This window comes from Corynebacterium sp. HMSC05C01 (assembly GCF_001807155.1).
In the GTDB taxonomy this organism is placed as follows: domain Bacteria; phylum Actinomycetota; class Actinomycetes; order Mycobacteriales; family Mycobacteriaceae; genus Corynebacterium; species Corynebacterium coyleae.
In genome coordinates this window covers 16,513-40,794 of the sequence record NZ_KV787932.1, presented here as the reverse complement: position 1 = coordinate 40,794, position 24,282 = coordinate 16,513, and the positions used below count along the sequence as shown (strand labels likewise).

Sequence of the window (24,282 nt, the reverse complement as noted above, 5' to 3'; positions counted from 1 at the left end):
CCCCACGCCCCGTCTATAAGCCAACCTGGTCGCGCATTGCCGCAAGTTTCGCCGGTCCAATTCCTTTCACGTCAGTCAACGCATCTACCGACGCAAACGGCCCGTTTGCCTCACGGTGCGCCACGATCGCGGCTGCGGTTGACGGGCCGACTCCGGTAATCGTCGTCAATTCCTGCACCGATGCGGAGTTGATCGACACCACCCCACCCGCCGAAGCGGCAGCAGCGCCAGCACCGCCAGCAGCGCCAGCACCGCCACCGGAATCCGTAGCGGCCGGTGGGGCGTGTTGGGAGCGGACGTGGATCTGTTGGCCGTCGACAAGCAATTGCGCATGATTGATCGAGATCAAGTCAGCATCCGGCAATGGCCGGGCCGTCTGCAGCGCATCCGCGACCCGTGCACCCTGGTTCAACGTGATCAGGCCCGGGTTTTCCACCTCACCAACAACAGAGACCACCACGGTGCCTGTGACCTCGGTGGGAGAGGCGACCTGCTCCCACGCAACGCCCTCATCATCCACGGGGCCGGATCGGGTCACCGCCCATCCGCCGACGGCGAGCAGCACAGCGCCGGCGGCGGCCGCAGCTTGTTTCACAGGGATGCGCACCCGCGGCTCTGGGTAGCGCACCGTCAGGAGGTCTTCTTCCCCGGTGGGCCGGGTGAGCTCCTTGAGTCGTTCAGTGGCGTTCACACCAAAAACGCTATAAACCCCCGGCACACGCGCCAAGGGGTCAGAAAAAATCTGTGGATAACCCGCCATCTACGGGCGACGAAAACAACAGTTATCCACAATTACGAGATGAGAACACCACCGACAGGCCGATTGCCCCTTCGCCGGTATGCATCGCGATCACCTTCACCAGCGGCTCGACCATGACCCGTGAGCCTTCCGGAAGTGTTTCGCGCAGCAGGTCCGCGAGTTGCTCGGCGGCGTCCGGCGCGTCCGCGTGCTGCACTGCGGCGAAAACGGGCTCGTCGCACGCGCGCTCTTCTACCAACTCGGTGAGTTTGGCAAACGCCTTCGACTGTGTGCGAGTCTTGCCCGCGAGTTCGAGCTTGCCTTCCCTGATGTGCAGGATCGGCTTGTTTGCCAGCAGCGCAGCCGAGAGCATCGCGGTGCCGGCAGGCAGGCGGCCGGACTTGCGCAAATCGTCGAGTTGGTGCAGGTACAACCACGTTTCGGAGCGCGCAATGGTGGACTTCGCCATCGCTTCGCACTCGTCTAACGTGCCGCCTTCCGCCGCAACAGTCGCGGCTGCCATCGCTGCGGCGCCGATCGCCATGCCCGCGGAGTGCGTCTCCACGACACGGACTGTGCCTGGGAACACCGCAGACGCGGCCACCGCAGCCGACCAGGTGGACGAGAACGTCTTAGCAAGGTGGAGGGCGATCACACCGTCGTCGCCACCACGCTCGAGCTGGCGGGCATAACAGGCGGCGAGTTCCAGCGACGACAACCCGGACGAGGACTCCCCTTCTGCGCCCTCGACACGGTGCAGGTCAACGACGCAGATATCGAGTTCCTCCACGACCTCCTGCGGCAACCCCGCGGAGGAATCCACCACGACGCGAACACCCATTAGTTACGGCCTCGGTTCCAGGCTTCGATGTACCACTGGGTCTTGGTGTCGTCGTCAATGCGCGGCATTGCCACCAGCCGTGACGTGTTCGCGTTACCGAGCCCCTTGAACAGCGGATACTGAGACACCTGCAGACCAAGCAGCGTGGCGGTCAGCGCGGCGATGGTGCCTCCGTGCGCCACGAGCAGGACAGCAGCATTGTCCCATTCATCGTGGTCACGCATGAGTTCCATGACCACTTCGCGGGAACGTTGCGCAACGTCGATGCGGCTTTCGCCCTCTGGCGGCGCCCAGGTGGGGTCGGTGCGCCACAACGCACGAGCCCCGTCGTGGGCGGTGTCCACTTCCTCGTGCGTCTTGCCTTGCCACTGGCCAAGGTGGGTTTCGCGCAGACGCTTATCGACGACTACCTCAAGGCCCAAATCTGCCGCCACCACATCAGCCGTATCCTTCGCACGGATGAGGTCAGATGACACGATCTTGTTAATACCCAAGTGCCGTAGGTCCTCTGCCGCAGCGTGCGCCTGGGCGCGTCCGCGCTCGGACAGTTCAGTATCCAGCTGGCCCTGCATGCGGCGAGTTGCGTTATAGAGCGTCTCGCCGTGACGCAGCAAAATCAGTCGGCGCTGCATGGGTCTTAGTACTCGTCGTCCGCGGCTTCGGGTCCCTCACCTGCCAGAGGAAGGTCCTCGATGGTCTGGGCTTTGCGCAGGTCGGCTTCGTCGCCAAACGCTGCGGGACGCTCGTAAGGCTCGAGCCCTTCGACCTCAATGGCCGGGCAGTCTGCGTACAGGCGGTCCAGGCCGTAGAACTCGCGCTCGGCTTCGCGCTGGATATGGACCACGAAGTTGCCGTAGTCAAGCAACACCCAGCGGTTTTCGCGGTTGCCCTCACGGCGCTTCGGTTCAACACCCAGGTCGGTCAGGTCGCCTTCGACCTCTTCAACAATGGCGGCAACCTGGCGTTCGTTATCTGCAGAGACGATGACGAACACGTCGGTGATCGCCATGACGTTAGACACGTCGATAACAGCGATATTGGTGCCGAGCTTCTCGTCGGCGGCCTTCGCGGCTACCTTGGCGCGGTCAATGGAGATCTGCGGGGCAGTCAAGTGGCAATCCTTATTCAGGTCATGGACAAATCAACTGGGCCATTGTCCCACGTATGACCGCAACATTTCCAGTTCAGGGGTCGCGCCTAGGGTGCGTAGAGCGAATTCTTCGCGATGTACTGCACCACACCGTCCGGCACCAGGTACCAAACCGGGCGCCCGTTGGAGGCGCGCTCGCGGCAATCGGTCGAAGAAATCGCCATGGCGGGAATCTCCACGAGGTGCACGCGTTCCTGGATATCCGCAGGCAGCATGTCTTCGCGCAACTCGTAGCCGGGGCGCGTCACGCCGACGAATTCGGCGAGTTCAAACATTTCTTCCCAGTCGTGCCAGGACATGATCGACGCCAACGCGTCCGCGCCCGTGATAAAGAACAGGGCCTCGTCCGGGAATTGTTTTCGTAGGTCCCGCAGGGTGTCAATCGTGTAGGTGGGTCCCCCGCGGTCGATATCCACCCTTGAAACGGAGAAGCGCGGGTTGGACGCGGTGGCCACCACGGTCATCAGATAGCGGTCTTCCGCCGGACTGATGTGCCGGTCGGCCTTCTGCCACGGCTGGCCGGTGGGTACGAAGATGACCTCGTCGAGGTTGAAGCGATCCGCCACCTCACTCGCGGCAACGAGGTGGCCGTGGTGGATCGGGTCGAACGTGCCACCCATCACCCCGATGCGCCGGGCGTTGTCCAGCGATGCCGCGTAGTGCTCAGCCATTGGGTGTTTACCTCAATCCTGGCAGTGGCTGGATGTTAATCGACTCAATAAACAGCAAAGACATGCCGATGACGCCTGCGACCAGCGCGCCGAGAATACCCAGCACCGTGCCGATGATCACCGGACGATTCGACTCGTCAGCCCACTTTGCCTTGTTGGAGCTGCCCGGCTGGGACACGGTCTCCGTGACACAGATCTGCTCGCCCTTGCTGTTGGTCACCGGGACGGGGTTGCCGCCCTCCTCATCAACTTTCCACTGGCACGTTTCCTTGACGGTTTTCGTTTCCTCGGTCTTGCGCACAAACTCTGCGGCCGAGGCAACAGTAGGCGTCGCGCCAGCCAACAACGCGGCAGCGACAGTAGCGGAAATGATGCGGTTCATTAGCGGTAGCGTACCTGATCAACAAATCGGCCGAAAGCATCCGAGACTTGGTTGTCCCAGCGCGATGGCCAACGGAAGTAACGCGCGTGGTTGCCACCAGTTGGCTGGGATGCCTGCAGCGTCTGAATGGACAGGTCACACACGGAGTCCTGCGGCAAGCAGTAGTTCACGCGGTTCGGGGTCGCCCCTGCGGTCTTGGTGTTAAACGGCAAGAAGCCAAGCATGCCTCCGGCACCACCTGCTGGCACGCCGACGGTGGACCAATCCCCCGCCGCCGTGTTCGGGTTGCCAAAGTAGACCACACCCGCCAACTGGCCACGGCGTGCCAGTTCGCGCTCGTGCTCAAGCAGAATCATCGCGCCTTGCGAGTAGCCGGACAGGATGTACTTCGGGCGGCAACCACTGCGATGCTCGTAGTCATTGACCATCTGCATCACACCGGTGCGTCCGATCTGGACCGAATCCACGAACTCTGTGGCTACTCGCCTTGCCATCATCCACACCGGGTTGGCGTACTGCAGCGCAAGAGCCAGTGCCTGCAGGATGGTGCTTGGTACGGCAACCGACGGTACGTCGTATTCGGGGAACGTCGCCGGGTAGTAGCGCGGCTCCAGGCCGATGACCTCGACGTCCTTCATCAGCGAGTTACCGCCGTGGGTGGCTGCGTAGCGACGCTCCGCATGCTGCAGGAACGCACGAATCGTCTCACCCTCCCAACCGTTGGAGGTCCACGGCGCAGCCCACGAATACTTCGTGCGGTAAATCTGCGTGTTCTGGCCCGAGCCGCGGGCAGCGATGACGGCGACCGCCGGACAGCGCGTCTGCGCGTCTGCTTCGGGGGTCGGTGCGACGGGGCTCAACGTTGCGGTCACAGCCGTCGCAATAGCCGTGGCAAACAGCGCAAACTTGGCGCGAATGGAGGTCCGGGATTTTAGCACGCCGATAGACTAGCGCACCTGGCCATTACCTTCCAGAATCCACTTCGTGGTGGTCAGCTCCGGTAACGCCATCGGTCCGCGCGCGTGAAGCTTTTGTGTAGAGATGCCGATCTCTGCACCCATGCCGTATTGCTCCCCATCCGTGAATGCGGTCGAGGCGTTGAGGACGACGGCGGCGGAGTCGACGGCGGCAGCAAATCGTCGCAAAGCATCTGCGTCTTGGGCTGCGATCGCATCCGTGTGGCCGCTGGAGTAACGCGCGATGTGCGTGGTCGCACCATCGACGCCGTCAACGATGGCGCTTGCGATGTCCATGCTGAGGTATTCCTCGGCGAAGTCCTCCTCCGTTGCGGGTTCTACGGTGGCACCGAACGCAGCATGCTTATCGACGTCACCATGCACCACCACACCAGCCTCCTGCAGCGTCGCGATGATGGTGTGTTTGTCGGTCTCGGACAGGTGGGCGTCGATAAGCACCGTCTCTGTCGAGTTGCACACGCTGACCCGGCGCGTCTTGCCGTTGAGCAGCATCGCGATCGCCTTGTCCAGATCTGCGGACGCGTCGATGTAGAAGTGACAGTTGCCAGTGCCGGTCTCGATGGTGGGCACGGTCGCGCCGGTCACCACCGCGTTGATCAAACGTGCACTTCCGCGCGGGATGACCACGTCCACCAGCCCGCGGGCGGTGATGAGGTCCTGGACAGAATCATGGCTCTCGCACGGCAGGAGCTGCACGGCCTCGCGCGGCAAATCGTTGGCAGCGAGGACGTCCTGCAACACGGCGACGAGCGCCTCGTTGGAGTGGCGCGCCGTCTTGGAGCCACGAAGCAGGGCCACGTTGCCCGACTTCAGCGCCAGACCGAACGCATCGACGGTGACGTTCGGGCGTGCCTCGTAAACCATGCCCATCACGCCGAGCGGGACGCGCACCTTCTTCATCTGAATCCCGTTGGGCAGCGTACGTCCGGTAAGCACCTCGCCCACCGGATCCTGCAGGCCCGCAACCTGGCGCAGCCCCCCGGCGATGCCGTCGATGCGTTCCTCGTCGAGCGCCAGCCGGTCCAACACCGACTCCGCCAGCCCGTTCGCGCGACCCTCTTCGATGTCGCGCGCGTTGGCTTGAAGGATTTCACCTGCGCGCTCGGCCAGTGCCTCCGCTGCCGCCAACAGCACCGCATCCTTCGCCGGTGTCGGCAGCACCGCAATCGTCGGGGCAACATCCTTGGCACGCTGTGCTTTCTGCAGTACCTCGTCGCGCTCGGCTTGGCGTTGCTGATCAGTCTGTTGGGCAGTCATGCGGCAATCGTAGCCCGCAGACTTCGTGCTAGTACCCGGCCTCGACGTCGACCTCGGTCGACATCTTCTCCCCCGCTTCGAAGAGGCCCCAGTTCTTCAACGCCAGCGCCCCGATGCGGCGTTCCATGTACCGCGGGATATTCGCGGTGTGCGGCGTGATCACACAGTTATCCAGGTCCCACAGCTTGTGGTCCGCCGGCAGCGGCTCCGGCTCCGTCACGTCAAGACCAGCGCCACGGAGCTTGCCGTTGACCAGTGCGTCGGTGAGCGCCTCCGTATCAATCAGCGGACCGCGCCCAACATTGACGACGACCGCCGTGTCCTTCATCTGCTCAATCCGCTGCGCATTCACCATGTGGCGGGTTTCCTCCGTCAACGGGGTAAGCAGGACAAAGTAATCGTGCTCAGCCCAGACCTCGTCGGCGTCCTCCATAGCGACGGTCCGGTCCGCGCCGGCCACCGGGTTGCCCGAGCGGTTCACGGCGGTGATCCCCATGCCGAACGGCTCGAGGAAACGGATCAGGGTTTTACCGATGCCACCAGCGCCGATCAGCGCAAGCTTCTTGTTGTCAAAGAGGTATTCCTTCTCTTTGAACAGCTGTGTGTTGTTCCACTCGCGGTCCACGGCCTTCATACGGTGCTCGACGGCAAGCAGGAGGGCGAGGGTGGATTCGGCCACGGTGTCGTCGTAAAGCCCACCCGCATTAGCAAAGCGCACACCGTTGGCCGCATGTTTAGCCAGGATTCCGGCCTCCAGCAGGCCTTCAATGCCGGCGTACTGGATCTGCACGACCTTCACGCTGTCGGGCAGTTCATCCGGGAAGTCCTTCGGGCCGCCACCGAACAGCACGAGGTCAGGGTTGCCCTCAAGGGCAACGTGCTGATGCCCCTTCGCTTCCAGTGCGGCGATGGGCTCGTCTTTGGGCTTGGGCAAATACGTGAACTTCATGCCTGCCCAGAGTACGGAAATTCTCCGCGGAGAGCACCAATGGAAGCAGCACCTGTGCAGTGAAAATTGTAGGTAGCTGGAAGACAACAAATTCCCGCGACATTTCCATCAGAAAGCAGTCAACTAAACTGTCAAAATCCTGTACGGTTTTCATGACCCCGCCCGCGATAGAAGGCTTGCCAATGACATCTCCGCTTTCCCCTGCCCTCGTGAACTTCTTAATGGACCAAGGTCACCGCCAAGTGGATATTGCCCGCGAGTACGGCGTTTCCCGTCAATACATCCACCACCTTGCGAAACAAGGTGGCTACAATCCTCCGACCACAATCGTTCAAGAGAACTTGCCTTGGGACGTCGACCCTGCTTTCGTGAGGAATTCGACTTTCATCGCCTTCCGACTCATTGGCCACAATATGGTCGCGCCCGGAAAGTTGACTGAAGAGTCTCGTGAACGTGCCAACGGACTCTTGAACCGTCTCCGTAAATTCGATGTGGTTGTCGATTACGATCCGTCATATCCACCTGTCATTGGCCTGACCAGCCTGCCAGGTTTCGCCTACCTGCCACGCACTGCAGAAGACGAGAATTTCGTAATGAAGATCAAACCCGGAACCCGCGTCACCCCGCTTGGCGACAAAATCTGGCGGATGCCTGACGAGCCGATTATCTAACCCCTACAACCTGGACGCGTAGTTGCTCAGATAGTCCGCGTGGACGACTGGGCGACGCTGATGTTCGGGCAACTCATCAGAGTGGCGCCCTAGCATCCCGGCGAGTTCGGCGGCGTCGTACGCCGCCTCGCCACGGCCAATGGCTTCGGAGTCGGGCCCGAGGATCTCCACGATGTCGCCGGCGTGGAACTCGCCCTCGATCCCGGTGATCCCCACCGCGAGCAGGCTTGTGCCGCCACGGGTCACGGCTTCGACCGCACCTTCATCCAAGCGCAGCACACCTTCCGCGTCTGCTGCATAGAGCGCCCAGAACTTCCAGGCCGACAGCTTCCGGCCTGGTCGTGTGTGGAACACTGTGCCCACCTGTCCGTGGTCGAGTGCGGCGTCGATGTTCTCCGTTGCAGTCAGTAGCACCGGCACGCCGCCGCGCGCCGCCAAGCGGGCCGCCGACACCTTCGCGGCCATGCCACCAGTGCCGAAGACACCGCCATCGCCGGCTTGGACGGTTTCAAGGTCCTTGCCGGTTCGGACTTCGTCGATACGCACTGCCCCGGGTTCGGCCGGGTTGCGGTCGTAGAGCGCATCCACATCAGAGAGCAGCACCAACGCGTCCGCAGCGATCAGCGTAGCGACGATCGCCGACAACCGGTCGTTATCACCAAAGCGCATCTCAGAGGTGGCCACCGTGTCGTTTTCGTTGACAATCGGCACCGCACCCATCTGACGCAGCCGCTCGAGAGTGCGCTGCGCGTTGCGGGCCCGCTCACGCGAACCTGCATCCGACTGGGTGAGCAACACCTGGCCAGTCGTCCGGCCATAGCGGGCGAAGGAGGCACCCCACACCTGAGCCAGGTGAATCTGGCCGACCGACGCTGCGGCCTGCTTCGTCGCCAAATCACGCGGGCGCGTCTTCAACCCGAGCGGGACCATGCCGGCGGCGATCGCACCGGAGGACACGACAACCACGTCGGTACCGCGGGCGATGCGTCCTTCGATGGCGTCGACGATGCGGTCGATTTTTGCTGGGGATACCTGCCCGGTGTCGTCGACAAGCGAACTGGTGCCCAGTTTCACCACAATGCGACGTGCGGACGCGATCTGGCTGCGAAGATCCGACATCCCTATCCCTGCCAGCGCTCGCGATCGGCCTCTTCGCCGGTGCCGTAGTCGTACTCGTCGATCAGGCCACGACGAGCCTGCGATGCACGCTTGCGCTCCGCCGAGGACACACGGTCGGTGCCACCAAGACGCGCGTCCTGGCCACGGCCGGCAAGGGTCGGGTCGCCACCAATCGACGGCTCCCAGTCAAAGGAGATCTCACCAATCGTGACCGTATCGCCCTCTTCCGCACCGAGCTTGCGCAGCATTTCCTCCACGCCAGCTTTGTTCAGACGGTCAGAGAGGTAGCCGATGGCCTCGTCGTTTTCAAAGTCCGTCTGACGGATCCAACGCTCCGCCTTCTCACCGGTAACCAGCCAACCCTCCGGGTACATCGGGTCGCGGGTGACCTCGATGCCGCCACGGTTGGAACGACCCACCGCGCGCGGACGGATCACCTCAGCCTCAGCAGTGCGCTCCGGCTTCGGGCGAGCCTTGCGGGCCTTCTTGACGATCTCCCACATCGCCCACTTCAGCTCATCAAGACCTTCGCGGGTGGCGGTGGAAATCATGTAGATCGGCCAGCCGAACTTCTCCTCGACGTCGTCCTTGAGGAACTCCGCGAGCTCCTTAGCCTCCGGCACGTCCATCTTGTTCAGCACCACAATGCGGGGACGCTCGCGCAGATCGCCCAGGCCGGTGTCCATATCCAACGCCTCGGCGTAGGTATCCAATTCGTGCTCCAGCGCCTCGATGTCGGAGATCGGGTCGCGCCCCGGCTCCATCGTGGCCACATCCACGATGTGGGCCAGCACGGCGGTGCGCTCGATGTGACGCAGGAAGTCCAGACCAAGCCCCTTGCCCTGGCTTGCCCCCGGGATCAGCCCGGGCACATCGGCGATGGTGAACGTGTCATGGCCAACGTTGACCACACCCAGGTTCGGCGCGAGCGTGGTGAAGGGGTAGTCCGCAATTTTCGGCTTTGCCGCGGAGAGCACTGCAATTAACGACGACTTACCCGCCGACGGGAAACCCACCAGGCCCACATCAGCCATGGACTTCAGTTCCAGGATCAGGTCCAGCGCTTGGCCCGGTTCACCCTTGAGCGCGAAGCCCGGTGCCTTGCGCTTGGCGGTAGCCAGCGCAGCATTGCCCAGCCCACCGAAACCGCCTTCTGCAGCGATGAAGCGGGTGCCAGGCACGGTGAGGTCTGCGAGCACCTCGCCCTCTTCGCTGCGCACAACGGTGCCGACCGGCACCTCGAGCACGAGATCCTCGCCGCGTGCACCGTTGCGCCAATCACCCGCGCCGTTGCCACCACGCTTCGCCTTCACATGCGGGCGGTATTGGAAATCCAGCAGGGTGTGGACCTGTGTGGAAACCTCAAGGATGATGTCGCCACCGTGGCCGCCGTTGCCACCGTCCGGACCGCCGAGGGGTTTGAACTTTTCGCGGTGGACGGACACACAGCCGTGGCCACCATCGCCGGCTTGGAGGTGCAGGGTGGCACGGTCAACGAATTGAGCCATGGTTGTTTTCCGCCTTTCTGTAACACGGACGATGATATGCAAAAAGCGCCGCAAGCCCGAATGCACGGGACCTGCGGCGCCGAAGCGTTACACGCGCTTACGCGGTTGCGGTGTTTTCCTCAACAACGCCTGCTGCCTCAGCCTGCTCGAGGACCTCGGAAGCAACACCCTGGCCGTCAGCCGGGATGATGTTGACGATGCGACGCTTGCGCTTGATGCCGAACTGCACGGAGCCGGAGGCCAGTGCGAACAGCGTGTCGTCGCCGCCACGGCCGACGTTGTCGCCCGGGTGGAACTTGGTGCCGCGCTGGCGGACGATGATCTCGCCGGCCTTGACCTGCTGGCCACCGAAGCGCTTCACGCCGAGGCGCTTCGACTCAGAGTCACGACCGTTCGAGGAGCTGGATGCACCCTTCTTGGTTGCCATAGTTCAATCTCTCCTAGTTGGTTACTTGATGCCAGTGATCTTGACGGTGGTCAGCGGCTGGCGGTGACCCTGACGGACCTTGTAGCCGGTCTTGTTCTTGTACTTCAGAATCTTGACCTTCTTGCCCTTGCCCTGCTCAACGATCTCCGCGGAGACCTTTGCCTTGGACAGAGCGTCGGCACCGGAGGTGACGTTTGCGCCATCAACGAGAAGGACCGGGGTGAGTTCGACCTTGTCGCCTGCTTCACCCTCAAGCTTCTCGACCTTGACGAGGTCGCCTTCGGCAACCTTGTACTGCTTGCCGCCGGTCTTGACGATCGCGTACATAGAGGGTTACCCCTTATCTCTACTCGCCCAACCTCGGCATGCAACGAGGTCGGAATGGAACAACTTAAGCGTTTTAGGGCCTAACGTGGCCAGCCGTGCCCGCATGCAAAGGCAACGAGGCGGCACGCCCCAAAACAGCGACTGTCAAAGACTACACCGCCCCTACGCGTTACTCCAAACCGCGCCCGCCACCACGTCGGGTAGCACGGCGGCGGCCACGTCGTGCAGCAGGCGCTTGTCGACGAGTCTCCTTCTTCACCGGCTTGTCCTCCGGATCCGCTGCGACGTGCTGACGCACCGGCGCAGAGGTTGCCGACTTGCGGACAACACGACGGCGACCACGACGGTTCGTCTTCGTCGTCACCTGCACGGTTGCCCCTGCTTCTGCGCTCCTCGATTTACGAGACGCACTGCGCTTCGGGGTCTTTTCTTCCTGCTGTACCTGCTGTTCCTGCTGCGCTTGCGACTCCTGCTCGAAGTCTTCCCGGCGCGGCCTGTGATCGGATCGGGAGTTGCCGCGCGTGCGACGCTTGCGGCGCGGCGAGGCCTCGAACTCCTCAACCGCTTCCTCGTACGTCTGGGTCGGCTTCTCTGGCTGCGCCGGCTTCTCGGACCGCTCGCCGCGCTCCGGGGTGGTGGCGCTGTCACGCTGCCCATCACGCTGCTCAGTGCGCTGCTCACCACGCTTCGGGGCATCGGAGCGGCCGCGGCCACGGCTGCCGCCACGGCGCCCGCGACGGCGGGTCTGGCGCGGCTTCTCTTCGCCAGCCGACTCTTCAGTCGGCTCCTCAGCGGAGCCGTTTGCGGATTTGTCGGAGGAGAAGATGGAGTCGAGCAGTTCGTCCATGTGGTCGTCGTCAAGCGGCTGCTTCTGCTGCGGCTTGCGCTGAGGCTGCTTCGACTCGCGTGACTTGCGAGCAGGGCGCTCGGGCTTCCTCTCCTCGGCCTCGACGGGGTCCTCAGTGAGCACAACACCGCGGCCATCACAGCACTCGCACGGCTTGGAGAACGTCTCCAGCAGGCCGGTGCCCAGGCGTTTGCGAGTCAACTGCACCAGGCCCAGCGAGGTCACCTCAGAGACCTGGTGGCGCGTGCGGTCGCGGCCCAGCGCCTCGTTGAGACGGCGCAGCACGAGGTCCTGGTTTTCCGGCAGGATCATGTCGATGAAGTCGATGATGATCATGCCGCCAATGTCACGCAGACGAATCTGACGCACGATTTCCTCGGCAGCCTCAAGGTTGTTCGACGTCACCGTCTCTTCCAGCGATCCGCCGGATCCGGTGAATTTGCCGGTGTTGACGTCGATGACCGTCATTGCTTCTGTGCGGTCGATGACCAACGTGCCGCCGGATGGCAGCCACACGGTGCGCGACAGTGCCTTGGAGATCTGTTCGTCGACGCGGTATTCCTCGAACGCATCCTTGCCGTCGTGTGCGTTGCGGTCGAACTTCTCCAACCGGTCCAGCAGATCCGGCGCAACCGACTGCACGTACGCGTGCACGGTGTTCCAGGGCTTCCGGCCATCCACGATCAGGGAGGTGAAGTCCTCATTGAACAGGTCGCGCACAACCTTGACCAGCAGGTTCGGCTCTTCGTAGAGGGTCACCGGCTTGGCACCCTTGGAGTTTTTCTCCTCCTCGGCACGTTTTTGGATCGAGGTCCACTGGTTGTGGAGACGGTTCACGTCCGCAGCAATCGCTTCCTCGCTGACGCCCTCTGCGGCGGTGCGGATGATGGCACCGCCCTTGCCCGGCACCACGTCCGCAAGGATCTGCTTAAGGCGCTTGCGCTCCGGGGTAGGCAACTTGCGGGAGATACCTGCGCTGCGCCCACCCGGGACGTAGACGAGGTAGCGGCCCGCGAGCGAAATCTGGGTACTCAACCGTGCACCCTTGTGCCCGATCGGATCCTTAGTCACCTGCACCAGGACTTGGTCGCCGGACTTCAGCGCATGCTCGATGCGGCGCGAACGCCCACCGAGGCCGGCAGACTTCCAATCCACCTCGCTGGCGTAGAGCACACCGTTGCGGCCCTGCCCGATGTCGATGAAGGCAGCTTCCATACTCGGCAGCACGTTTTGCACACGCCCCAGGTAGATGTTGCCAATCATCGAGGCCTGCGCATCGGAGGTGACAAAGTGCTCGACGAGCATGCCGTCTTCAAGCACACCAACCTGCGTGATCCGCCCCTGCCCGTCGTGGCGCTCCCGTTCACGCACGACCATGTGGCGCTCGACCGATTCGCGGCGCGCCAAGAACTCAGCCTGGCTCACAATGCGGGAGCGCTTGCGGTGTTCCTCGCGGCGCTCCGAGCGACGACGGCGCTGCGCCTCCAGACGAGACGACCCCTTGATCGCCACAGGCTCGTCGATCTCGCTGTGCGTATCGACGACACCCTCACCCGAATCCTCTACCTGGCCATCTTCGAGTGGCTCGTCTACCTGCTGCTTCTGTGAGGCGGTGTCCTCGGCCGGCTTCGCCTTGCGGGTGGCGCGGCGGCGTTCCGAACGCGTCGGTGCCTTAAACAGCGGCGCGTGAGTAGCGGGGATGCGATCCTCTTCCGGATCCTCCTGCGGCGCCGGGGTGATCTCGGGCTCGATATCGGTGAGCGGTTCCTCGGCCGGTTCCTCCGCTGGTTCTTCGGCAGGCTCCTCGGCCGGTTCTTCAGCCGTCTGCAGTTCCGCCTCGACCTTTTCTTCGATCTGGTGGATCTCGTTTTCCACGTCCTTGCGCACGCGGTTACGGATCTTCTCATCCGCCTCTTTATCGCGCTCAGGGTCGGATGTGGTGCTGGCACCTGCCGCCAAGGCGTCGAGAAGCATGTCTGCTTCCGCCTTGGTCAGCGTGGACTGCGCAACCTTCACCAGACCTAAGTCTGCGAGTGCGACAACCAAGTCCTTCGATGGGACATCAAGCATTTTCGCCAGGTTGAACACCCTGGTCTTTTCCGACAGCGCCGAGCGGTCAAAATCGGCGAAACGGTTTGATTTATTTTTAGCCAAAGCGGCACGCTCCAGTGTTCCTGCCGTGGCCAACCGTCATGTCCGGGCGCCGGCAAGACTACCGAGCAGCCGCGCGGAACATCGTGTGCCACGGGTATGCAAAAGTTTCTCAGCTCCGAGTCATCCTTGCTCGTCGCCTGAGACTCATTCTTGCACAACTTTCGTGCCACAGATACGCGACGCTACTGCTCGGCGACACGCAGGAGATCAATCACCGCAGAAACCGGGGCGTCGCGGTGGTTTTCGGTCACCGCAGCACCGACGGCTACCTGGACAACACGGGTGGAGTTCAGACCGTCCACACCATGCTGTTCCATCATTTTGGTGACCATGCCCTTGAGCTCCTCAAGACCAGCGGAGGAAAACGCCTGCACTTCGCCCGGCTCGCGTTCGGAATCGACGAAAGCATAGACCGTCTGGCGTACGCGCTCTGCTTGTGCGCACGAGATGACATTGACAACCGCTTCAGCGAACTGCACAGGGTCCTTCAGGTCGACGCTGCCACCCATGATCTCGTGGAACACCTTACGGCGGGACTCAAAAAGCTGATCCAGGCATGTGACCACGAGCTTTTCGCGCGTGGAATAGTAGTAACCGATCGACCCGACCGGCACTTTTGCTTCGGCGGCCACCTGCCGGTGGGTCACGCCGCGGAGCCCCTCGTTGAGCAGCAATTCAGTTGCTGCGTGAAGAATTGCTGCGCGCTTTTCAATCGCGCGCGCCTGCTCGGACCGTGATGACGTTGCCATCTACCCTCCATCGCATCGTGTAGACATGCGATTTCTTTAAATCCAATAAAAGCCGTAGAAAATCATAGAGTTTCGTTTCGTGGAAACGAAAACGGCACCTGCGCCCCTCACACGGGGCACGGTGCCGGGAAGCGGACTTACCGCTTAGAGGTTCGGGAACCAGATAGCGATCTCGCGCTCAGCGGACTCCGGAGAGTCAGAGCCGTGCACGACGTTCTCACCAACGGTCAGGGCGAAGTCGCCGCGAATGGTGCCAGGGGTTGCCTTGGACACCGGGTCGGTGCCGCCAGCGAGCTGACGCCACGCCTCGATGGCGCGCTCGCCCTCGACGATGCCAGCCACCAGCGGAGCGGAGGTGATGAAGTCGACCAGATCGCCGAAGAACGGCTTGTCCTTGTGCTCTGCGTAGTGCTTCTCAGCGGTCTCGCGGTCAGCGGTGCGCAGGTCGAGCTCGACGAGCTTCAGGCCCTTGCGCTCGATGCGGGAAATGATTTCGCCGACGTGGCCGTTTGCCACGCCGTCCGGCTTGATCAGGATCAGAGTACGTTCAGTCATGGCTCGCAATCTTACCCAACCCGACACGTGTTGCACGTCTTGGCTATGCCGTAGTCTTGCCCCCATGTGTCACCGCAGCCCACTTCCGGATATTGATCTACCGGGGACAACCCTGTTCGCGTCTGTCTTTGCGGCGGGTGAAGAGGCGCTGCCGGATACCCCCGCAATTACGGAGATCGACACTGGCCGCACAGTCACGTACCCGCAGTTGCGTGCGTTGGCGCTCGGCACTGCGGCCTCGCTCGCCGCGCGCGGCGTGGGCCCGGGCAGCGTCGTCGAGCTGCGCATGCCGAACTCCATCAACTTCGCCGCGGGCCTCCTCGGCGCATCCGCGACTGGCGCACGTGTGTGCGTCATTGGGCAATCGCTTATCGACGACGAAGCGAACCACCTCGCAACCCTCGCCCACACCACCGACCGCGTCACCACCGAGGACATCCGCCCCGGCGAGTTCGAACCCGTCGGAAGCGCTGACGACGTTGCGGTGATTCCGTTTTCCTCCGGCACCACAGGCCTGCCGAAAGGCGTGGAGCTAACCCACGTCGCGATCACCGCCAACGCCGCCCAGTTCAACGCAGCACTGGCTGCAAGCGGAATCGTCCGGGGCGGTGGCGTGGTAGCTCCCCTGCCCTTTTCACACATCTATGGGCTAAACACACTGCTGTTGTCGTCGCTGACCGCACGCCGACACGTCTTCACCGCGGCCCGCTTCAACCTTGCAGAGTTCACCGCTGCCCACCGCGGCCACGCAATCGATGTGTCCTACATCGCTCCCCCGCTTGCACTCGCGTTGTCCAACCACCCCACCCCTGAAGATTTCGCCACCACCCGTTTTTTGGTGTGCGGCGCGGCATCGCTGGATACGAACCTGGCGCGCAAAGTCGAGCGCCACATCGGCGTTGAAATCCTGCAAGGCTACGGCACGACCGAATCCGCACCCGTGACCCACGTCGGTATCTCCGGCAAGTCCGATCCGGGCACGATCGGATTCGCCATCCCCAACACCGAGTTCCGCCTCAGCGAGGACAACGAACTCCTCGTGCGCGGGCCCCAACTCATGCGTGGCTACTTGGACAACCCGGCTGCCACCGCAAGCGCCATCCAGGACGGTTGGCTGCACACCGGCGACATCGCCCGGATCAACGAGGATGAAACGGTCACCATCATCGACCGCGCCAAGGACGTGTTCAAGTACCACGGGTTCCAAATCGCCCCCGCAGAACTCGAAGCGCTCCTGCTTACCCACCCCGATATCGACGACGTCGCCGTGACAGGCCACCGCCGAACGGTGGACGGGGTGGTTGAGGAGGTGCCACGGGCGTTCGTCGTCACGCAACAAGCGCTGAGCGACAACGCCATCATGGCATGGGTTGCGCAGCGCGTCACCCCCTACAAAAAAGTGCGCATGGTCACTTTCGTCGACGCCATCCCCCGAAGCGCAGCAGGCAAAATCCTACGGCGCGAACTTACGTCCCCAGGTGCTGAGTAACCAGGTAACCGTGGCGCATACGCTGAATCATCTCCGAGCGCATTTGAATGATGAAGTACCACACGATGCCGAAGATCACGCCCACAGCGGTCACCGACCAGTGGATGAAAAAGCCAAAAATTAGTGGAACCTGCAACGCCAGGTCGATCCACAGGGCGCCGGGCTTGCGCTGAAACGCAGCCATCACCACGTGCGCCAGACCAACAACGGTGATGTAGACCCAGTTAAACGTGGTCCAGTGCTCACCCTCATCCACCTTGAGGATCACCGTGAGGATGAGCAAGATCGTGATCGCTTCCATGATCAACGTGCCGGACAGAACACCGGTAAGCCCAGCCATCGGATCCTTCACCGGAGCGTGACCGGGCCCAAGTGGGCCCATTTCCTGCTGCGTCTGCTTTCTCGCCATGGTGGTAATCGTAGCCAGACCTAGCTGGCATCCATAACCTGCGCCCGGCGCGGCGCCGCTGCAAGGTAGACAATGAACGGCAGCGCGAGAACGAACAACCCCACGGTGCCAATCGTCGCTCGAGGACCTTCCGGGATGACCTGCAGCACGGTAAACAGCCACGCGAGCGCCGACAAAATGTACACGTTCAAGGTTTTGCGCAGCAGGTGGTTGACGTCGCGGTCCACCTTCACCGACTCGTTAATACTCGGAACACCAAGTTGTCCGCGCAGTTTCGACGGAATACCAATGACCGCGTCGAGTGGCTCGATGACGCTGATGTGAGAGTTCTGGCGGAAACGGGCGTCGTCGACAATCGCCATCGCACGCGCCGCAATCGTCCGGTCGCCGTAGCGCAGCCGCACAATATCCGAATCCTCGATGCCCAACGACTGCATCGAATCCGCGGTGAGGCGCACCACTGCGCGGGACTCGTCGATGTCGTTCGGTCGAGCGACCCGCATCACGTAGGTTCGCGAACCGAGGAGTTTCCTCGCGGTCCAGTACCACGACCTGCGCAGCGGGTTCTTGCGCGCGGTGGAGCGTTCGTTGTCCCCGAACACCGACGTGCCCTCCCCTTCGATCATCGGCACGACCATGATGTCGAAGAATTTCGCCGCACGAAGGGCCCTATTGAGTTGGATGCGGTCTGGGTACGCGATGTCGTCGATACGCTCGCGCGGCCAAACACCCCTGTCCTTGTAGTGGGTGTCAATGAGCGTGTGGTGCTCTGGCGGGATAGCGTCGCGATGCGCCTTTGTGATGTCCATCGGCGGGTGCAGGCGCAACAGGATGCGCTGATAACGAGAAATCTTGATGGTGCCGTCGGAGTATTCGCCTTCTGGGAACGTCTCGATCTCGTCGCGGGTGACAACGAACGAGCACCTGGTAAACGGGCATACCACCCGGTAGTGCTCCGCTTCCGGCAGCCGGGCGCGAACGGACTCGCTGATCACGATCGAACTATCGCCCGCCTTGTCCGCGCGCTGTTTCACGTTGGTGGAAAACACCTCCGCGTGCACAGGCTGAACCGACGCGACACCGTCAGGCACGGCACGGAGGATGCGTGCGGTTGCAGATGCCTCCTCGCCCGCACCACCCTTGATCAACTGCACCGCGGTAGTGCCGTCCAAGAGCGCCGGGTGGAAATCGCTGAGCCCCTCCCAGCCCGGCCAATCCCGGCCGATGACCAGTGAGTTCACCGGGTAGGTTGCCACACTGGCTTTCTTCCCGTTGAGTCGCACCTCACGGGCCGGCAGGTACATCTCGGTCATAGCTGCTCCAGATATTCAACGACTGCTGCTGCGACATCGATTCCGGTGGTTTCCGTCAGCGACGCAAACTGCGCGTTCGAGTTCACCTCGCCGACCAGGGGGTCTTGCGCATCAAGGAAGTCCACCGACCCAATATCCAGCCCGAGCGCTGCCATCGCGGCGCGCGCAACGTCGACGTATTCGGCCGGGGGATCCCAGGCTTCCGCACGCCCACCACCTGTGATGTTGGCGCGGAAATCTCCACCTTGGCCAAAGCGCCGCATCGCTGCGACGGGTGTGTCGCCCACCATGTAGATCCGCGCGTCGCGGCCGTGCGAGCCGGCAACATACTCCTCCACAATCACCGGTGAGGGGTACGCCTCACGCAGCACGTCGATGAGCTCGTCGCGGCTATTTACAAGAAACACCCCGCTGCCCCACGACCCAACGGCATGTTTCGCCACCGCCGGAAACCCCAGGGCATATTCGACGGCGGCGAGAAACTCGCTGTTCGCCCATTCCTCCGCCTCGAGGTTGCGGTACACCAGCGGCGCGGTGATCGTTTTCGGGTGCGCGATCCCCGCCCGAGTCAGCGCCGCATGCGTGTACGCCTTGTTGTCGCACAGCGCAATGCTTTGCGACGAATTCACGCACCTGACCCCGAACGCCTCCAACTGCGCAACCGCGGCGACATCCTTATCCATGATGAAGGCCACCTCGGGAAGGTTGTCCAAATGAGTAACTGCGTAGTCGGTGGTCACACGCTCAATCTGGCCGTGTGATGCCCCGATGATCTGGTCGAACTGCCACTCAAACTTGTCCCAGTGCAGCCATCGGTTAGTCACCAGCCAGGTCGGTTTCACGCCAATTCCTCCGCAAAGCGCTGCACGATGCGCGTCAACGCAGCGAGCATGTGTTCGCGCGGCCCTTCGTCGAGCGCAGCACTGTTCATCTCCACCTGCACGTATGGGATGTTGGTACGCGCCGCGACATCGGAGGACACGCGGTGAAGCCCCATTGCGGGAAAGATTTCGTCGACAAGCACGGGCACACCGCACGCGTTGAACTCGGCGACCACAATGTCGCGCACCCGCCAATCATCGTGGATGTTGCGCCCGCGACCGGTGCCCAGGATCACCTGATCGGGCCGGTCCGGGTTCATCTGGTGCAAGTCGATGCCCGCAACGATCCCGCGCTGCTCGACCTCGCGCACCGCGACGTCCCGGAACGGACTGTGCTCGTCCGAGTTCGGATCCGCCTTATCCGCGTCGGTCTTGATCAACGCTGTAGCACCTGCGTGCTCGTGGAGTTGCTCCGCGAGCCAACGGGTCGCGGGCTCCGCAAGCTTGATCTTGCCGTCGCGCTGCTGCTCAACGGCGTGCGGCGCCGTAACAATCACAGGCGCCGTGCCAGGCAACAGCAGGTGCGCGGTCACTGCACACCCCGCGACGAACGCAGGTAGGTGCGCGCCTGACCTGCGGTGGCAACGGAGCCGGTGATGAGCACACCGACGCCTTCGGGGCCTTCCTCCTCGGCCAACTCGATGGCGAGTTCGATCGCCGAGGGCAGGTTGTCGTCGACACGCACACGCTCATCGCCGAAGATCTCGTAGGCGATCTCCGCCAACTCGTAGGCATCCATCGCGCGCGGGTCGGTATTCTGCGTGATCACCAGATCCGCCAGCACCGGCTCGAGCGCGCCCAGCATCGCGCGAGCGTCCTTGTCCGCGAAGATGGACACCACACCGATGACAGACTGGTAGTTGAAGTCGCGCTGCATCGCCTCGGCGAGCGTGGCCGCACCATGCGGGTTGTGGGCGGCGTCGATGAGCACCACCGGATCACCCAGCACACGCTCCACGCGCGCAGGCACCTTCACCTCCGCGAAGCCCTGGCGCACCGAATCCATATCCAACGGGTGCTCGCGGGACACGCCGAAGAAACTCTCCACCGCAGCCAGCGCCACCGAAGCGTTCTCTGCCTGGTGTGCGCCGGAAAGCGGCAAGAAAATGTCGTCGTAGACTCCGCCAAGGCCCTGCAGCGACAGTTGCTGGCCGCCGACGGCGACGGAGGAGTCGTCGATAGTAAAGTCGCGCCCCTGTCGCGCCACCGCAGCGCCGGTTTCCACCGCGCGCTCCAGGATGACCTGCATCGCCTCCGGCTCCTGCTCAGCAACGATGGCGATGTTTTCCGCCGGTCCGTAGCCGTCGCGCTCACGCGCCTTGATGATGCCGGCCTTGTGCGCGGCGATCTCCTCAATCGTCTCGCCGAGGAAACGCTGGTGGTCGATACCGATCGGGGTGATGACGGACACGTCCGCCTCCACCACGTTCGTCGCATCCCAGGTGCCGCCCATGCCGACCTCGACGATCGCAACATCCACGGGTGCGTCCGCAAACGCCGCGTACGCAATGCCGACAAGCAGCTCGAAACGGCTCATCTCCGCCTCGCCGCGCTCGCGGAAGTGCGCGTCCACCATGTCCACGTACGGCTCAATGTCGCGCCACACATCCACGAAACGGGTCTGGGAAATTTCCTCCCCGTCGATGAGGATGCACTCGGTGACACGCTCCAACTCCGGCGAGGTGAACAACCCCGTGCGACGGTTCAGCGCACGCAGGATCGACTCCGACATGCGCGCCGTCGACGTCTTGCCGTTCGTGCCCGCCACGTGAATAACGTTGAAGGACTGCTGAGGCGTGCCCAGCAGATCCATCAGCATCGCAATGCGATCCAGCGACGGGTTCGGGTCATTCGCCGCCGCACGCGCATCCAACTTGGCAACCACCGTGTCAAAGTCCGGGTGGTCACCCTCCGGAGCCAGGGTTGGTGCAGGCTCGTCGGTATCGGCGTCGGAGCCGTCCGCGGTTTCCGCCGGCATGTCGGCCAGGTTGAGCGTGATGCCGTGATCGGTCATCTCCAGGTGGCCGAAGTCGGTGTCACGGCCGGATTCGAGGTCGGCGATGTCGATGCCCTCGAGGGCGTCGTCGCCAAGCTGTGCTCGAAGTGCCTCGTACGCTGCCCGCGCTTCCGGGTCGAACGACTTATCCGCCATTACTTCAGCGCCTCAAGACGAACCGTGACGCGCTCAAACTCTTCCTGTGCGACCTTCTGACGCGCCTTGATCTTCTCGACGACCTGCGCCGGCGCATTAGCCAAGAACTGCTCATTGGCGAGCTGCCCGCCAGTGGTGTCGAGCTCCTTCTGCGCCGCCGCAAGCTCCTTTTCCAGGCGCTTGCGCTCCGCAGCGACATCGACGGTGTCGGAAGTATCCAACGCCACGTCCAGGTTGACCTTGCTCAGACGCATCTCAATGCTTGCGGATGTCTCAAAGTCATCCTCCGGCGCCGTCACCTTCGCAATCTGGCGCACCATTGCCTCCTGGCCAACCAGATCAGCCGAAGCGAAGTCCAGGCGAGCCGGCACCTTCTGCGACGGCTTCACACCCTGATCAGAGCGGAAGCGACGCAGCTCGGTGATCAGCTTGATCGAATCTTCGATGCGACGGCGAGCGTCCTCATCGGTCGCGGCACCACCGTTGGTGTCCTCTGCGGTCGGCCACGGCGCGAGCGTCACCGTTTCGCCGCCGGTCAGTGCCTTCCACAGCACCTCGGTGATAAACGGCATCGTCGGGTGCAGCAGGCGCAGCACAACATCGATCACACGGCCGAGGACCACCTTGGTGTTCTCACCCTGCTCGCTCTCGCCGTCCCGCGGGATCTGGGTCTTGGCGATCTCCAGGTACCAGTCACACAGCTCATCCCACGCGAAGTGGTAAAGCGCCTCGTTGGCCTTGGCAAACTGGTAATCGTCCAGGTAGGCGTCCACCTTGGCGCGGACTTCCTCGGCTCGATCCAGGATCCAACGGTCAGCGTCGGTCAGCACCTCGCGTGCAGGCAACGCGTCCACGCGCGCGCCGTTCATGAGTGCGAACTTGGTGGCGTTAAACAGCTTGGTGGCAAAGTTGCGGGCAGCGGTTGCGTGGTCGTCGCCAATCGGCAGGTCCACACCCGGGTTCGCACCACGGGCCAGGGCAAAGCGCAGCGCATCCGCACCGTACTGCTCCACCCAATCCATCGGGTCGATGCCGTTGCCCAAGGACTTCGACATCTTGCGGCCCTTCTCGTCGCGCACCAGGCCGTGTAGGTAGAGGTGCTCGAACGGGATCTGCGGGCGGCCATCCTTACCCTCCCCCAGGATCTCCGGGGTGGTCGAGCCTGCAAAGGTGCCGAACATCATCATGCGGGCAACCCAGAAGAACAGGATGTCGTAGGCGGTAACCAGCACGGTGGTTGGGAAGAACTTCTCCAAATCCGGGGTCTTGTCCGGCCAACCCATCGTGGAAAACGGCCACAGTGCCGACGAGAACCAGGTATCCAAAACGTCTGGATCCTGCTCGTAGCCTGCCGGCGGCTCTTCGTCCGGGCCGACGCAAACCACGTCACGCTCGCCGTTGTCGTCCTCCGGGCCGTACCAGATCGGGATGCGGTGGCCCCACCACAACTGGCGCGAAATGGTCCAGTCGTGCATGTTGTCCACCCAGTCGAAGTAGCGCTTCTCCATCGACTTCGGGTGAATCTTCGTGTCGTCTTCGCGCACGGCGTCGCCGGACATCTTGGCCAGCTCATCGACCTTGACAAACCACTGCAGGGACAGGCGCGGCTCGATCGGCTCACCGGAGCGTTCCGAGTGGCCCACAGAGTGGACGTACGGGCGCACTTCCTTGACAATGCGGCCCTGCTCAGCCAGTGCCTCACGCACGGCGACGCGGGCTTCTTCGCGGCTCATGCCGTCAAACTTGGTGCCGGTATCGGCGATGCGACCTTTCTCGTCCATGACGATCGGCATCTCAAGGTCGTGGCGCAGACCCATCTCGTAGTCGTTCGGGTCGTGCGCCGGGGTGATTTTCACCGCACCGGTGCCGAGTTCCATGTCCACGTAGTCGTCGGCAATGACCTTGACCTGCATGCCTTCGCGCAGCGGGTGCTCGAAGACTTCGCCGATGAGGTGTGAGTAGCGCTCGTCGTCAGGGTGAACGGCGATGGCGACGTCGCCCAGCATCGTCTCCACACGGGTGGTGGCGACGATCAGGTGCGGCTCGTCGTCGTTGAGCGAGCCGTAGCGGATAGAGACGAACTCGCCCTCGACATCCTTGTACACGACCTCAATGTCGGACACGGCGGTCTCCAGCACCGGCGACCAGTTGACCAGGCGGTAATCGCGGTAGACCAGGCCGCGGTCGTAGAGCTGCTTGAAAATGGTCTGGACGGCGCGCGACAGGCCCTCGTCCAGCGTGAAGCGCTCGCGGGACCAGTCGACGGAATCGCCGATCGCACGCATCTGCGAGGTGATCGTGCCACCGTACTGCTCCTTCCACTCCCACACCCGGTCAATGAACTCTTCACGGCCGTAGTCGTAGCGGTCCTTGCCCTCTTCGGCCTTGAGCTTCGCCTCGACCTTGGTCTGGGTGGCGATGCCTGCGTGGTCCATGCCCGGCAGCCACAGCACCTCGTAGCCCTGCATGCGCTTGCGGCGCACCAGGGAATCCATCAGCGTGTGGTCGAGCGCATGGCCCATGTGCAGCTGACCCGTCACGTTTGGCGGCGGCAGCACGATGGAGTACGCAGGCTTGTCAGAGTGGGCGTCGGCAGTGAAATAGCCTGCCTTGACCCAGCCTTCGTAGAGGTCGCGTTCGTGGTCGCTGGGCTCCCACGACTTCGGCAGCGCGTCAGTGCGGTTCAGATTTTTGTCAGTCACGCGACCTATCTTA

24 protein-coding genes are annotated in these 24,282 nt (G+C 62.8%); 2 read left to right on the top strand and 22 right to left on the bottom strand.

Going from position 1 to position 24,282, the window contains the following annotated elements; translation table 11 throughout:
- Positions 1-13: 13 nt before the first annotated feature.
- The 9 genes from HMPREF3145_RS00530 to HMPREF3145_RS00490 form a co-directional block, all read right to left on the bottom strand.
- On the bottom strand, positions 14-691 hold the full coding sequence (locus tag HMPREF3145_RS00530) for a ComEA family DNA-binding protein (RefSeq protein WP_070421320.1): 678 nt from the start codon (positions 689-691) through the stop codon (positions 14-16).
- A 91-nt stretch (positions 692-782) separates the two neighbouring features.
- Positions 783-1,580: a DegV family protein gene (locus HMPREF3145_RS00525; RefSeq protein ID WP_070421319.1), complete on the bottom strand. Its 798-nt coding sequence runs from the start codon at positions 1,578-1,580 to the stop codon at positions 783-785.
- On the bottom strand, positions 1,580-2,212 hold the full coding sequence (locus HMPREF3145_RS00520; protein ID WP_070421318.1) for a histidine phosphatase family protein: 633 nt from the start codon (positions 2,210-2,212) through the stop codon (positions 1,580-1,582). Before HMPREF3145_RS00520 ends, HMPREF3145_RS00525 begins: the two co-directional genes overlap by 1 nt.
- A gap of 5 nt (positions 2,213-2,217) precedes the next feature.
- Entirely contained in the window at positions 2,218-2,691 is a 474-nt protein-coding gene (gene rsfS / locus HMPREF3145_RS00515) for a ribosome silencing factor (RefSeq protein WP_070421317.1), read from the bottom strand.
- 86 nt (positions 2,692-2,777) lie between these two features.
- A complete protein-coding gene (gene nadD / locus HMPREF3145_RS00510) occupies positions 2,778-3,401 on the bottom strand; it encodes a nicotinate-nucleotide adenylyltransferase (RefSeq protein WP_070421316.1) in 624 nt (207 codons plus the stop codon).
- Between the two features lie 7 nt (positions 3,402-3,408).
- Entirely contained in the window at positions 3,409-3,783 is a 375-nt protein-coding gene (locus tag HMPREF3145_RS00505; protein ID WP_070421315.1) for a hypothetical protein, read from the bottom strand.
- Positions 3,783-4,721, bottom strand: coding sequence for a cutinase family protein (locus HMPREF3145_RS00500; protein WP_083279295.1), 939 nt, complete (start codon positions 4,719-4,721; stop codon positions 3,783-3,785). The genes HMPREF3145_RS00505 and HMPREF3145_RS00500 overlap by 1 nt, the downstream gene beginning before the upstream one ends.
- A 9-nt stretch (positions 4,722-4,730) precedes the next feature.
- Complete coding sequence (locus HMPREF3145_RS00495) at positions 4,731-6,017, bottom strand: glutamate-5-semialdehyde dehydrogenase (RefSeq protein WP_070421314.1); 1,287 nt, start codon at positions 6,015-6,017, stop codon at positions 4,731-4,733.
- 28 nt (positions 6,018-6,045) lie between these two features.
- Positions 6,046-6,966: a D-isomer specific 2-hydroxyacid dehydrogenase family protein gene (locus HMPREF3145_RS00490; RefSeq protein ID WP_070421313.1), complete on the bottom strand. Its 921-nt coding sequence runs from the start codon at positions 6,964-6,966 to the stop codon at positions 6,046-6,048.
- A 182-nt stretch (positions 6,967-7,148) separates the two neighbouring features.
- Here HMPREF3145_RS00490 and HMPREF3145_RS00485 point away from each other — a divergent pair, with 182 nt between their 5' ends.
- A complete protein-coding gene (locus tag HMPREF3145_RS00485) occupies positions 7,149-7,637 on the top strand; it encodes a hypothetical protein (RefSeq protein ID WP_070421312.1) in 489 nt (162 codons plus the stop codon).
- 3 nt (positions 7,638-7,640) lie between these two features.
- On the opposite strand, the gene proB is transcribed toward HMPREF3145_RS00485, so the two are convergent.
- The 7 genes from proB to ndk all read right to left on the bottom strand — a co-directional run bounded on the left by proB (position 7,641) and on the right by ndk (position 15,323).
- Complete coding sequence (proB, locus tag HMPREF3145_RS00480) at positions 7,641-8,756, bottom strand: glutamate 5-kinase (RefSeq protein WP_070421311.1); 1,116 nt, start codon at positions 8,754-8,756, stop codon at positions 7,641-7,643.
- A 2-nt stretch (positions 8,757-8,758) separates the two neighbouring features.
- The gene (gene obgE / locus HMPREF3145_RS00475) at positions 8,759-10,264 is read right to left on the bottom strand and encodes a GTPase ObgE (protein ID WP_070421310.1); all 1,506 of its coding nucleotides are present in this window, start codon (positions 10,262-10,264) and stop codon (positions 8,759-8,761) included.
- A gap of 97 nt (positions 10,265-10,361) precedes the next feature.
- Positions 10,362-10,691 carry a 50S ribosomal protein L27 gene (gene rpmA, locus HMPREF3145_RS00470; RefSeq protein ID WP_070421309.1) on the bottom strand — a complete coding sequence of 110 codons (330 nt, stop codon included), beginning with the start codon at positions 10,689-10,691 and terminating at the stop codon, positions 10,362-10,364.
- A 21-nt stretch (positions 10,692-10,712) separates the two neighbouring features.
- On the bottom strand, positions 10,713-11,018 hold the full coding sequence (gene rplU / locus HMPREF3145_RS00465) for a 50S ribosomal protein L21 (protein WP_070421308.1): 306 nt from the start codon (positions 11,016-11,018) through the stop codon (positions 10,713-10,715).
- 169 nt (positions 11,019-11,187) lie between these two features.
- Positions 11,188-14,019, bottom strand: a complete 2,832-nt coding sequence (locus tag HMPREF3145_RS00460) for a translation initiation factor IF-2 N-terminal domain-containing protein (RefSeq protein WP_083279294.1) — start codon at positions 14,017-14,019, stop codon at positions 11,188-11,190.
- Positions 14,020-14,201: 182 nt separating this feature from the next.
- Positions 14,202-14,768, bottom strand: a complete 567-nt coding sequence (locus HMPREF3145_RS00455; protein WP_070421307.1) for a TetR/AcrR family transcriptional regulator — start codon at positions 14,766-14,768, stop codon at positions 14,202-14,204.
- 144 nt (positions 14,769-14,912) lie between these two features.
- Positions 14,913-15,323, bottom strand: coding sequence for a nucleoside-diphosphate kinase (gene ndk, locus HMPREF3145_RS00450; protein WP_070421306.1), 411 nt, complete (start codon positions 15,321-15,323; stop codon positions 14,913-14,915).
- A gap of 64 nt (positions 15,324-15,387) precedes the next feature.
- On the opposite strand from ndk, the gene HMPREF3145_RS00445 reads away from it, so the two are divergent.
- Positions 15,388-16,812 (top strand): AMP-binding protein, encoded by a 1,425-nt coding sequence (locus tag HMPREF3145_RS00445; RefSeq protein ID WP_070421305.1) that lies wholly within the window; start codon positions 15,388-15,390, stop codon positions 16,810-16,812.
- Here HMPREF3145_RS00445 and HMPREF3145_RS00440 read toward each other — a convergent pair.
- From HMPREF3145_RS00440 to HMPREF3145_RS00415, 6 genes are read right to left on the bottom strand one after another with little or no spacing between them, the layout of a single operon-like run.
- Positions 16,790-17,221: a DUF4233 domain-containing protein gene (locus HMPREF3145_RS00440; protein ID WP_070421304.1), complete on the bottom strand. Its 432-nt coding sequence runs from the start codon at positions 17,219-17,221 to the stop codon at positions 16,790-16,792. The genes HMPREF3145_RS00445 and HMPREF3145_RS00440 overlap by 23 nt on opposite strands.
- 20 nt (positions 17,222-17,241) lie before the next feature.
- The gene (locus HMPREF3145_RS00435; RefSeq protein WP_070421303.1) at positions 17,242-18,534 is read right to left on the bottom strand and encodes a hypothetical protein; all 1,293 of its coding nucleotides are present in this window, start codon (positions 18,532-18,534) and stop codon (positions 17,242-17,244) included.
- Positions 18,531-19,376 (bottom strand): ATP-grasp domain-containing protein, encoded by an 846-nt coding sequence (locus HMPREF3145_RS00430; RefSeq protein ID WP_070421302.1) that lies wholly within the window; start codon positions 19,374-19,376, stop codon positions 18,531-18,533. The genes HMPREF3145_RS00435 and HMPREF3145_RS00430 overlap by 4 nt, the downstream gene beginning before the upstream one ends.
- The gene (locus tag HMPREF3145_RS00425; protein ID WP_070421301.1) at positions 19,373-19,948 is read right to left on the bottom strand and encodes a hypothetical protein; all 576 of its coding nucleotides are present in this window, start codon (positions 19,946-19,948) and stop codon (positions 19,373-19,375) included. The genes HMPREF3145_RS00430 and HMPREF3145_RS00425 overlap by 4 nt, the downstream gene beginning before the upstream one ends.
- Positions 19,945-21,567 (bottom strand): bifunctional folylpolyglutamate synthase/dihydrofolate synthase, encoded by a 1,623-nt coding sequence (locus HMPREF3145_RS00420; protein ID WP_070421300.1) that lies wholly within the window; start codon positions 21,565-21,567, stop codon positions 19,945-19,947. Before HMPREF3145_RS00420 ends, HMPREF3145_RS00425 begins: the two co-directional genes overlap by 4 nt.
- Positions 21,567-24,269, bottom strand: coding sequence for a valine--tRNA ligase (locus tag HMPREF3145_RS00415; protein ID WP_070421299.1), 2,703 nt, complete (start codon positions 24,267-24,269; stop codon positions 21,567-21,569). The genes HMPREF3145_RS00420 and HMPREF3145_RS00415 overlap by 1 nt, the downstream gene beginning before the upstream one ends.
- Positions 24,270-24,282: the final 13 nt, after the last annotated feature.